The organism is Novosphingobium sp., assembly GCF_027486195.1.
Lineage (GTDB): Bacteria > Pseudomonadota > Alphaproteobacteria > Sphingomonadales > Sphingomonadaceae > Novosphingobium.
Map to the genome: position 1 here is coordinate 17,675 of NZ_JAIXPP010000127.1, position 10,974 is coordinate 28,648.

The 10,974-nt window shown below is 65.0% G+C and carries 9 protein-coding genes and 1 tRNA gene; 7 read left to right on the forward strand and 3 right to left on the reverse strand.

The annotated features are described in order from the left end of the window. The first annotated feature begins 164 nt into the window (after positions 1–164). Together cpdR and Q0071_RS21955 are read left to right on the forward strand one after the other, a co-directional pair. The gene (gene cpdR / locus Q0071_RS21950) at positions 165–545 is read left to right on the forward strand and encodes a cell cycle two-component system response regulator CpdR (RefSeq protein WP_298174675.1); all 381 of its coding nucleotides are present in this window, start codon (positions 165–167) and stop codon (positions 543–545) included. 190 nt (positions 546–735) lie between these two features. Further along, positions 736–810 (forward strand) — tRNA-Val (locus tag Q0071_RS21955). Between the two features lie 174 nt (positions 811–984). Here Q0071_RS21955 and Q0071_RS21960 read toward each other — a convergent pair. Beyond that, positions 985–1,752, reverse strand: a complete 768-nt coding sequence (locus Q0071_RS21960) for a crotonase/enoyl-CoA hydratase family protein (protein WP_298174677.1) — start codon at positions 1,750–1,752, stop codon at positions 985–987. 199 nt (positions 1,753–1,951) lie between these two features. Here Q0071_RS21960 and Q0071_RS21965 point away from each other — a divergent pair, with 199 nt between their 5' ends. Both Q0071_RS21965 and Q0071_RS21970 read left to right on the forward strand, forming a co-directional pair. Beyond that, positions 1,952–3,175, forward strand: coding sequence for an NADP-dependent isocitrate dehydrogenase (locus Q0071_RS21965; RefSeq protein WP_298174679.1), 1,224 nt, complete (start codon positions 1,952–1,954; stop codon positions 3,173–3,175). 260 nt (positions 3,176–3,435) lie between these two features. Further along, positions 3,436–4,959, forward strand: coding sequence for a DUF1963 domain-containing protein (locus tag Q0071_RS21970; RefSeq protein WP_298174681.1), 1,524 nt, complete (start codon positions 3,436–3,438; stop codon positions 4,957–4,959). Between the two features lie 9 nt (positions 4,960–4,968). Here the strand turns inward: Q0071_RS21970 and Q0071_RS21975 are convergent, their stop codons facing one another. Further along, positions 4,969–5,751: a tyrosine-protein phosphatase gene (locus tag Q0071_RS21975; protein ID WP_298174683.1), complete on the reverse strand. Its 783-nt coding sequence runs from the start codon at positions 5,749–5,751 to the stop codon at positions 4,969–4,971. A gap of 142 nt (positions 5,752–5,893) precedes the next feature. Next, entirely contained in the window at positions 5,894–7,093 is a 1,200-nt protein-coding gene (locus tag Q0071_RS21980; protein WP_298174685.1) for a M20 family metallopeptidase, read from the reverse strand. A 126-nt stretch (positions 7,094–7,219) separates the two neighbouring features. On the opposite strand from Q0071_RS21980, the gene Q0071_RS21985 reads away from it, so the two are divergent. The 3 genes from Q0071_RS21985 to ettA form a co-directional block, all read left to right on the forward strand. Beyond that, on the forward strand, positions 7,220–8,470 hold the full coding sequence (locus tag Q0071_RS21985) for an acetyl-CoA C-acetyltransferase (RefSeq protein WP_298174688.1): 1,251 nt from the start codon (positions 7,220–7,222) through the stop codon (positions 8,468–8,470). Positions 8,471–8,546: 76 nt separating this feature from the next. Next, positions 8,547–9,338, forward strand: a complete 792-nt coding sequence (locus tag Q0071_RS21990) for a dienelactone hydrolase family protein (RefSeq protein ID WP_298174690.1) — start codon at positions 8,547–8,549, stop codon at positions 9,336–9,338. A gap of 331 nt (positions 9,339–9,669) precedes the next feature. Beyond that, a partial coding sequence (gene ettA, locus Q0071_RS21995) for an energy-dependent translational throttle protein EttA (RefSeq protein ID WP_298174692.1) occupies positions 9,670–10,974 on the forward strand: 1,305 nt, incomplete at its 3' end.

Consider the following 10,974-nt stretch of genomic DNA (forward strand, 5'->3'; position numbering starts at 1 on the left):
GCCCTTTTGCGATCGCGATTAAGTCCCGGGAGCCGATCTGGACGGAATCTTAACCTGCGCGGGTTTAGGCAATCGGATAAGGAATGCCGTCAGCTACGGCTCGCGGGCACAGAAGCCCAGGCTGACCGGGTCCAGGCAGACTGGCAAGACGATTGAAGGTGACCATGATTCGAATCCTCCTCGCCGAAGACGAAGAAGCGATGCGCACCTACCTCGCACGCGCGCTTGAGAACGCGGGCTACGAAGTGGTGTCGGTCGATCGCGGCACCGAGGCGGTACCCCTGCTGGAAAGCCAGCATTTCGACTTGCTGCTGTCCGACATTGTCATGCCAGAAATGGACGGGATCGAACTCGCACAGCGCTGCGCGGAGATCAGCCCGGCCACCAAGGTCATGTTCATCACCGGCTTCGCTGCCGTCACGCTCAAGGCCAACCGCGAGGCGCCAAGCGCGCGCGTGCTTTCGAAACCCTTCCACTTGCGCGATCTCGTGATGGAAGTGGAACGCGTCTTCGCCGATTCGCCGATGACCGGCAATTTGCGCTGACGTCCTGATCCTCTCCATTTTTGCGCAGCACAAATGGGGCGGCGGCAGTCCGCAGGACTGACAGAGGGGTAACTTCTTCCAATCGCACGGTCGGAGGAGTCAGAAAAACCCCCCTTGCCAGCCCAGCCGCCCAAGGCTAATGGGCTGCCTCTCCAAAGCGCTCCGGGGCGCGGCGGAAGCTTGATGGTGCGGGCGTATAGCTCAGTGGTAGAGCACTATGTTGACATCGTAGGGGTCGCAAGTTCAATCCTTGCTACGCCCACCATCGCTTCGAAAACCCCGCCTCGGCGGGTTTTTTTGTTGGGTTGCAGGCAGCGTGAACCAAGCTGCCCGATCACCGGACCGCTCACCCTGAGCCTGTCGAAGGGTGCAGGCGCGACCTGTGCGCCTGATACTTCGACAAGCTCAGCATGAGCGGGTCATGGGTGATCCAGCAGGCTTACTTGCCCTGCCAGTTGGGCTTGCGCTTCTCGGCGAACGCCAGAGATCCCTCGCGCGCATCGGACGAGGTGAACACCGGCGCGATATAGGCCTCCTGCTTGTCCCACATATCGGCCTCGGTCCATTCGTGCGAATCGCGCACGATGGCCTTCGACGCGATCAGCGCCAGCGGGCCATTGGCTGCAACGCGGGCGGCCAGCGCCTTGGCGGCTTCCAGCGAGGGGCCGTCGGTGATCTCGTTGATGAAGCCCAGCGCATAGGCGCGCTCCGCATCGATGAAATCGCCCGTCAGCGCGAGTTCCATCGCGATGCGCGGCGGAATCTGCCGTGGCAGCTTGATCAGGCCGCCAGCCGCCGCCGCAAGGCCGCGCTTCGCTTCGGGGATGCCGAACTTGGACGCGCGGTTCGCCACGATCAGATCGCACGAAAGCGCCAGTTCCATGCCGCCAGCCAGCGCATAGCCGTCGACCGCTGCGATGATCGGCTTCTTCGGCGTCCACTGCGAAAGTGCGCCAAAACCGCGGCCCGGCACGCTCGGCCGCTCGCCGCGCAGGAAGCCCTTGAGGTCCATCCCAGAGCAGAACGTGCCGCCCGCGCCGGTCAGGATCGCGCAGCGCAGGTCCACATCGGCATCGAACTGGTCCATCGCCGCGGCGATTCCTTCGGCAGCAGCCTTGGTCATCGCATTCTTGGCTTCGGGCCGGTTGATGGTGACGATCAGGACGTTGCCGTCCACTTCGGTCAGGACTTCGGGTGCATCGCTCACGGCATCTCTCCTTTGATCGGCGCTTAATCGCTTGGTTAAATGTCTAGAGCCGCCCCCCCGCCGCTGTCCAGACCCAAACCGCGCGAATCCGGACGCGCCTTGCCCTTTGGTGAGATTGGACCGCTTGCGCGCCGCCAAGCGCCTGCTAAGGAACGCCAAATTTCTTTAGATCACCTCCCCGGGGAAGGCATACAAAACCATGGCAAAGATCAAGGTGAAGAATCCTGTCGTCGAGCTTGATGGCGACGAAATGACGCGGATCATCTGGCAGTGGATCCGCGAACGCCTGATCCTTCCCTATCTCGATATCGATCTGAAGTACTACGATCTCTCGGTCGAGAAGCGCGACGAGACGAACGACCAGATCACCATCGATTCGGCCAATGCGATCAAGGAATATGGCGTCGGCGTGAAGTGCGCCACGATCACGCCGGACGAACAGCGGGTCGAGGAATTCAAGCTCAAGAAGATGTGGAAGTCGCCCAACGGCACGATCCGCAACATCCTCGGCGGCGTCGTGTTCCGCGAGCCCATCGTGATCCAGAACGTGCCGCGCCTCGTGCCGGGCTGGACCGATCCCATCGTCGTCGGCCGTCACGCGTTCGGTGATCAGTACAAGGCGACCGACACGCTGATCCCCGGCCCGGGCAAGCTGCGCCTCGTGTGGGACGGCGATGACGGCCAGAAGATCGATCTCGACGTGTTCGATTTCCCGAGCGCCGGCGTCGCCATGGCGATGTACAACCTCGACGATTCGATCCGCGATTTCGCCCGCGCCTCGTTCAACTATGGCCTCGGCCTCGGCTGGCCGGTCTACCTCTCGACCAAGAACACGATTCTCAAGGCCTATGACGGCCGCTTCAAGGATCTGTTCCAGGAAGTGTTCGAAACCGAAGGCTTCAAGGAAAAGTTCGCCGCCGCCGATATCGTCTACGAACACCGCCTGATCGACGACATGGTCGCCTCGGCGCTCAAGTGGTCAGGCAAGTTCGTCTGGGCCTGCAAGAACTACGATGGCGACGTGCAGTCCGATACCGTGGCGCAGGGCTTCGGCTCGCTCGGCTTGATGACCTCGGTCCTCATGTCGCCCGATGGCAAGACAATCGAGGCCGAAGCCGCGCACGGCACCGTCACGCGCCACTACCGCCAGCACCAGCAGGGCAAGGCCACGTCGACGAACCCGATCGCCTCGATCTTCGCCTGGACGCGCGGCCTGATCTATCGCGGCAAGTTCGACGAGACCCCCGAAGTGGTGAAGTTCGCCGAAACGCTCGAGCGGGTGTGCATCGAAACGGTCGAGAGCGGCAAGATGACCAAGGACCTCGCCATCCTGATCGGCCCCAACCAGCCGTGGATGACCACCGAGAAGTTCTTCGAAGCCATCGTCGAAAACCTCGAAACCGCCATGGCCGTCGAAGCCTGATTGGCATCGAACCGAGTTGAAGAGGGGCGGGACGAATTCCCGCCCCTTTTTTGTTGGGCATCCCCGCGCCCCTTCGTCATCGCTGCCTACCCCCTCGTCATCGCCGCCTACCCCTTCGTCATCCCCGCGCAGGCGGGGATCCAGAGCGCCAACGCGCAGCACCAGACCGCAAAACGCCGAACCGGCCCCTTCACCCCAAAATAACCATTTGTTGCAGGTTTGGGCCTAATACCGCAGCGTAACACCGGAAAGGTGAACGCGTGCTCGCCCTAGTCGCAATCTTCGCCATCTTCATTGCCAGCGCGCTGGGGCTCATCGCGCTGATCTGGTACTGGCTGCGCCAACGCGCGCTGCAGGAACCAAAGCCGCGCAAGCCGAAACAGGCAAAGCGCCGGAAGGCCGCGGATGAAGCCGCCGATCCCGAGCCCGAACCCGAAGCCCTGCCGCAAAAAGTCGGCCGCAGCCGCATGATTTCAGCCGCTTCGCTGGCCGAGGCCGAGGCAGCCAATGCGCTGCCCGCCGCCCCCTATGCAGAGCTTGAGGAGCCGGGCGAACCCAAACCGGCAGCCACATCGCCCGAAGCACCGGCCCCGCTCGCCGCCTCCACGCGGCAGGCCGTGGTGCTGCGCCAGCACTTCCCCCCGCACCGCGCGCCGGAAGGCCGCAGTTGGCTTGGCGGCACCCCGGTGCTTCCCGGCACAGCGGAATGGCCGGTCCATCCAGGCACCGGCAAGCCGCTCCATTTCCTCCTCCAGATCGATCTTGCCGAAGTGCCCGACGAGGCAGGCCTCGGCCTGCTGCCTTCCGAAGGCGCGCTGGCCGTGTTTCTCGATTGCGATTGGGGCCCCGGCGATGCCTTCCGGGTGATCCACGCGCAGGGCTATGCGGGAATGCCGTGGCATGGACTCGATGTGCCGCAGGGCCTCGCCATGGCCTATGGCGATGAAGCCGCGCTGGTCTGGCCCTGGGCGCTCACGCCCGCTCACGGCACGCAGATCCTGCCCCGCTGGCCTGTCGCACCGCGGCTGATCGCCCTGCCCGAATCGGACTCACCCGGCTGGCCGCATAATGCCGCCACGGCGCGTGCCCTGCTCGATGCGCAAGGGCAGAACGAGCTCGCGCCCGCGCTGGATCTCGCGGATTTTCATGGGCCTGACGGTCAGGGCTTCGAACCGCTGTGGTACGGCTATCCGCAGGACTGGATCTCCGTGCAGATCACCTCCGCCGCCCTCGTGCGCGAGGCGGACCGCGCATCGCGCACCGTCGTCCACGACCCCTACCCCAGCCTTGAGGCGGACGAACGCGCCGCCCAGCTCAAGGCCGTGCGCGAGGAAGCGCAGGCCTGGTTCGACCACGCGCTGAACAACCCCGCGCTCGCCCCCATCGCCCCGCCCGTGCGCAAGGCTTTCTGGGATTGGCTCGCCACCCACCGCGCCCTGGCCGAACGGGTGATTCCCGAGGCCGTCGAAGCCGCGATCGAGACGACGCTGCACGCCTCGCCGCAGGAAGCGGCCAAGTTCCCCGAAGAGATCACCGCCCGAGTCGCCTACCGGCACGCCCTCGCCCGGCGCACACCCGAAGGCGTGATCGCCCCGCCCCCGGCGCGTCTGCTCGCCCCTGCCAGCGGCGAAGCGGAGCTGGCCGCAACGCACCTGCTGCTGCTCGAACTGCCGACCAACTCCGCCATCGGCCATCACTTCGGCGGCGGCGCACTGCAATGGTGGATCACGCCGGAGGACTTGGCCGACCGGCGGCTTGAGTCGGTGGTGATGACTCGGACCTGAATCCGCCCCTCAAACCACCAACCGCTCTTCCAGCCGCGCCACCAGCGCCGCATCCGCGCCCAGCACCGCCTCGGCATAGGCCTCGAACGTCCCGTGCTCGCGCTCCATCGCGGCGAAGGCGCTTTCCAGAAACTCCGGCTGTACGCCCATGATCGTGCGCAGCGCATCGTCCGTCATCATCGGGCCGAAGCTTGCGCGAACATTGGTTGCCGCCGCCGCGATCCGTGCCTCGGAATTGCCGGCCGTGTTGGTCAGCAGGTAATCCGCCATCACGTCGTCCGCATGCACGCCCAGCAGCCGGTGGACGATTGCAGCGCCCACGCCGGTGCGGTCCTTGCCGGCAAAGCAGTGCAGCAGGCTCGGCCCATGGTCCTCGGCAAGGGTCTGGAGGTAGAGCCGGAACGTGCCCACCAGCACCGGGCGGAACGGCAGCTTGTCGTAAAGCTTCACCATCGTGGCCCGCGCATCGTCCGCAGTCCGCACGCCAGCAGCGGCCTCATCATGCACCGCCCTGCCATGATCTCCGGCCGTCTCGCCGGGGTAAAACACCACCTGCCCCGCCCATTGCTCATGCCGCAGACACGGAAATGAAGCGCGCTCGCTATCCCCGCGCAAGTCGATAACCCGCGCGATGCCGATGCGGTGCACCACATCGAGATCGTCCGGCGTCGCATCGAAGTGATGCCCCGAACGCCACAGATGCCCTTTACGCACCATGCCGCCCCGCGCGCCGTAGCCGCCATAGTCGCGAAAATTGTGAATGCCGCTCAGCGGCAGAACCCGGTCTTGCATGTGGCAGCCCCTGTCAGATCACCGCCTGCGATGCTAGCCCTTCAAGACGGCAGCATTGCACCTCACGCAATCAAACAGCCTTCCCCCAAGGGACCCGTTCGTGTCGAGCGAAGTCGAGACACCGCACACGGCACTTTGGTCCTCACGCAAAGCCTTCCGCCAGAAACCGCTCCGCACAGCCCGCCAGCATCGCCGCGCCCAGCGGCATCACGCTTTCATCCAGCATCATCCGCGTCGAATGGATCGAGCAGCAGCTCTTCCAGTCCGCCCCCTGCGGCGCCACGCCAAGGAAGAACATCGCGCCGGGCGTCTGCTCCAGCACATAGGAGAAATCCTCCGCCCCCATGATCGGGTGCGCCATCCGGTGGAACCTGCCTTCACCGGCAATTTCCTCCGCCACTGCCGCGCCGAGATCGACCGCGCGCGCATCGCAGATCGTTACCGGAAAGCCCGGAATGATCGCCGTCTCTGCGGTCAGCCCGTGCGCCGCAGCGATATGCCGAGCGAGCGTCGGCAGCGCCTCGTGCAGCTTCGCGCGCGAAGCGGGCGAAAGCGTGCGGATCGTGCCGAGCAGATGCGCCGCATCCGGAATCACGTTGTAGGCCGTCCCCGCCTCGATCTTGGAAACCGTCGCCACCACCGGGTCCGCCACCGAAAACTTGCGCGTCACCATCGCCTGGATCGCGCTGACGATCTCGCAGGCCACCGGCACCGGATCCAGTGTATCGTGCGGCATGGAGGCATGACCGCCATCGCCCTTCACCGTGATCTCGAAGCGGTCCGCCGAAGCCAGCAGCGGCCCGGCGCGCCCCGCGATCATCCCGTGCGGGCTGTTGGGCATGATGTGGAGCGCAAAGGCCGCGTCCGCCTTCGGTTCCAGCAGTCCGTCGTCGATCATGAACCGCGCGCCGTGGTGCCCTTCCTCGCCCGGCTGGAACATGAACTGCACTTCGCCGGCAATCTTGTCCGCCCGCGCGCAGAGCAATTCCGCCGCCCCCGCGAGCATCGCGGTGTGTGCATCGTGCCCGCAGGCATGCATCCGCCCCGCAAACTGCGAGGCAAATTCCAGCCCGGTCTCCTCGGGCATCTCCAGCGCGTCCATATCCCCGCGCAGCAGCACCCGCCGGCCCTCGCCTGCTCCGCCTTTGAGCGTCGCGACCAGCCCAGTTGTCGAAGGCCCCTCGCGCCACGTCAGCGGCAGATGCGCCAGCGCCGCGCGCACCTTGCTGGCCGTCAGCGGTGTGTGCAGCCCCAGCTCCGGCTCGGCATGGATTGCGCGCCTCAGCGCAGTGATCTGCGGTTCAAGGCTCCGGGCCTGCTCCAGCAGTTCGGCGTGCAGCATGGTGGGCTCCTATTGGTGATTGTGCGCCCACCATAAGCCGCGCCCCGCACCGCTGTCGAGGTTCCCCCTTGCGCAGGCGCGCGCAGCGGTTTAATCGCTCGATTAACCTACTTGGGAGAGTCTGACATGGCCGAAGCCTATATCATTGATGCCGTCCGCACCCCGCGCGGGGTGGGCAAGCCGGGCAAGGGCGCGCTGTCGCACCTGCACCCGCAGCACCTCGCCGCCACGGTCATGAAGGCCATCGCAGAGCGCAACAACCTCGATACCGGCACGGTGGACGACATCATCTGGTCCACCTCCTCGCAGGTCGGCAAGCAGGGCGGCGATCTGGGCCGCATGGCCGCGCTTGCGGCGGGCTTCAACATCACCGCCAGCGGCACCACGCTCGACCGCTTCTGCGGCGGCGGCATCACTTCGGTGAACTTGGCCGCAGCCACCGTCATGTCCGGGATGGAAGACTGCGTCATCGCGGGCGGCACCGAAATGATGAGCTTCACCGCCGCCAACGCCGCGGCCGAAGCCAATGCCGGCTTCCCGCCGCGCCTGATGGGCTCGGGCAACATGGCGCTCGACGAGCTCCACCCGCAATCGCACCAGGGCATCTGCGGCGATGCCATCGCCACGATCGAGGGCATCAGCCGTGAGGCACTCGATGCGCTCGCCCTCGTCAGCCAGCAGCGCGCCGACATGGCGATCAAGGAAGACCGCTTCGCCAAGTCGCTGATCCCCGTGCTCAACGAGGACGGCACCGTCGCGCTCGACCACGAGGAATTCCCCCGCCCCGAAACGACTGCGGAAGGCCTCGCCAGCCTCAAGCCTGCGTTCGCCGGGATGATGGACTTCGATCTCGGCGGCGGCGTCACCTTCCGCAAGCAGATCAATCGCCGCTATCCGGACGTGGACATCAAGCCCGTCCACCACGCGGGCAATTCCTCGGGCGTCGTCGATGGCGCCGCCGCGCTGCTCATCACCTCGCCCGCTTATGCGGAGAAGCACGGCCTGAAGCCCCGCGCGCGCATCGTCGCCTATGCCAATCAGGGCGATGATCCCACGCTGATGCTCAACGCGCCGGTTCCCGCCGCCAAGAAGGTCCTCGCCAAGGCGGGCCTGACCAAGGAAGACATCGACGTCTGGGAAATCAATGAGGCTTTCGCCGTCGTCGCCGAAAAATTCATCCGCGATCTCGAACTCGACCGCGCCAAGGTGAACATCAACGGCGGCGCCATGGCGCTGGGCCACCCGATCGGCGCGACCGGCTCGATCCTCATCGGCACCGCGCTCGATGAACTGGAACGCTCGGGCGGCCGCTACGGCCTCGTCACGATGTGCGCAGCGGGCGGCATGGCCCCGGCGATCATCATCGAACGCCTCTGATACGCATCTGAGGGGCGCGAAAAAGGACCCGGTCGGTGCCATCACCGTCCGGGTCTTTTTGCATCAGGGGGAAGCCATGAAGAATCCCGAAGCCTTCGCCGGCTACGAAGCCTTCGATTTCACCGATGGCCCCTATACGCGCCGCGTCTGGCGCAAGGGCAGCGGCCCCGCCGTCATCGTCATGCACGAAATGCCCAACCTCCACCCGCAAGTGCTGCGCTTCGCTGATCGCGTCGCCGCGCAGGGCATGACGGTCTATTGCCCCAGCCTGTTTGGCGAGGACGGGCGCAAACCCACAAAGGCCTACACCGTCGGCCAGATGCTCTGGGCAATCTGCGTGCGCCGCGAATTCAACGTCTGGGCCAATGGCAAGTCGAGCCCCATCGTCGACTGGCTTCGCGCGCTCGCGCGGCATGCCCATGCGACATGCGGCGGGCGCGGGGTCGGCGCGGTCGGCATGTGCTTCACCGGCGGCTTCGCGCTCGCGATGATGACAGAGCCTGCGGTCGTGGCCCCGGTCCTCTCGCAGCCCTCGCTCCCGCTGGGCAAAAAGGGCGCCGCGCGGATCGATGCGAGCGCCGATGAAATCGCCTGTGCCAAGCGCCGGTTCGAGGAAGAAGACTTGCACCTGATGGCGCTGCGCTTCCCGAGCGACGGCTTCGTCCCCGATGGGCGCTTTGCCATGCTCAAGGACACCTTCGGCGAGCGCTGCGTAACGGTCGAACTGCCCGATGCCGACGCCAATCCCAGCGCGCCCATCGCCCCGCATTCAGTGCTGACCTGGCACCTGATCGACGAACCGGGCAGCGCGACGAAGCAGGTTGAGCAGGACGTCATCGCCTTCTTCAAGGCGCGCACGGCGGGCTGAGGCGGATCACCGTTATCTGTTTTGGCGGGAAGGGAAAAAGGGGTTTCGCGCAGAGACGCAGAGGGAGCAGAGCGCGCTGAGAAGAAAAGGGCGGTGACTGGCTGGCCGCAGGCCTTTGTTCGTGTCCTGAGCATTGCAGGTTGAAAGCGGCTTTGCCGCAGGTGCTGCCTCTCTGCGTCCTCTGCGTCTCTGCGCGAAACATCCTTCCTTCTTCTCTTCGCCTCCACGCGAAACCGCCGCATTCCCACCCCTCACCCCGCTTGCCCACGGCCCCGCGCCCCTGTAGAGCGCGGGCCAAATCCAGCTTCCCGAGAATACGCAAGGACCTCCGATGGCCGCCCAATACGCCTACGTCATGAAGAACATGACCAAGACCTTCCCCGGCGCGCCCAAGCCGGTGCTGAGCAACATCAACCTGCAGTTCTATCAGGGTGCCAAGATCGGTATCGTCGGCCCCAACGGCGCCGGCAAGTCGACGCTCATCAAGATCATGGCCGGGATCGACAAGGACTATACGGGCGAAGCCTGGCCGGGCGAGAACATCACAGTCGGCTATCTCGAACAGGAGCCGCAGCTCGACACCAGCAAGACCGTGCTCGAAAACGTCAAGGACGGTGCGCGCGCGATTGCCGACATGGTCGATCGCTTCAACCAGACCGGCATGGAAATGGGCGAGGAAGACGCCGATTTCGATGCGCTCGGTGCCGAGATGGCCGAACTGCAGGACAAGATCGACGCGGTCGATGGCTGGACGCTCGACAACCAGCTCGAAATCGCGATGGAGGCCCTGCGCTGCCCGCCGGGTGACTGGCCAGTCGACAACCTCTCGGGCGGCGAAAAGCGCCGCATCGCGCTAACCCGCCTGCTGATCCAGAAGCCTTCGATCCTGCTGCTGGACGAACCCACCAACCACCTCGATGCCGAAAGCGTCAACTGGCTGGAAAACCACCTCAAGGAATATGCCGGCGCGGTGTTGATGATCACTCACGACCGCTACTTCCTCGATAACGTCGTCGGCTGGATCCTCGAACTCGATCGCGGCAAGTACTTCCCCTACGAGGGCAACTACTCGACCTACCTCGAAGCCAAGGCCAAACGGCTCGAACAGGAAGAGCGCGAGGACACCTCCAAGCAGAAGGCGATCAAGGACGAGCTCGACTGGATCCGCGCCGGCACCAAGGGCCGCCAGACCAAGAGCAAGGCCCGCATCAAGGCGTTCGACCAGCTGGTGGAATCGACCGAAAGCCGCGTGATCAACAAGGCCCAGATCGTCATCCAGGTGCCAGAGCGCCTCGGCGGCAAGGTGATCGAGGCCAAGAACATCTCCAAGGCCTATGGCGACAAGCTCTTGTTCGAGAACCTCTCGTTCCTCCTCCCGCCGGGCGGCATCGTCGGCGTGATCGGGCCGAACGGCGCGGGCAAGTCCACGCTGTTCAAGCTCATCACCGGCCAGGAAACGCCCGACAGCGGCACGATTGAGATCGGCCAGACGGTGCGCCTCGGCTATGTCGACCAGAGCCGCGATCACCTCGATCCGAAGAAGAACGTCTGGGAGGAAATCTCCGACGGGCTCGACTACATGAAGGTCAACAAGCAGGACATGTCGACGCGCGCCTATGTCGGTGCGTTCAACTTC

Coding starts and splice junctions, on each gene's coding strand:
- cpdR (WP_298174675.1), top strand. CDS start 165: ATGATTCGAATCCTCCTCGCCGAAGACGAAGAAGCGATGCGCACCTAC.
- Q0071_RS21965 (WP_298174679.1), top strand. CDS start 1,952: ATGGCAAAGATCAAGGTGAAGAATCCTGTCGTCGAGCTTGATGGCGAC.
- Q0071_RS21975 (WP_298174683.1), bottom strand. CDS start 5,751: ATGCAAGACCGGGTTCTGCCGCTGAGCGGCATTCACAATTTTCGCGAC.
- Q0071_RS21980 (WP_298174685.1), bottom strand. CDS start 7,093: ATGCTGCACGCCGAACTGCTGGAGCAGGCCCGGAGCCTTGAACCGCAG.
- Q0071_RS21985 (WP_298174688.1), top strand. CDS start 7,220: ATGGCCGAAGCCTATATCATTGATGCCGTCCGCACCCCGCGCGGGGTG.
- Q0071_RS21990 (WP_298174690.1), top strand. CDS start 8,547: ATGAAGAATCCCGAAGCCTTCGCCGGCTACGAAGCCTTCGATTTCACC.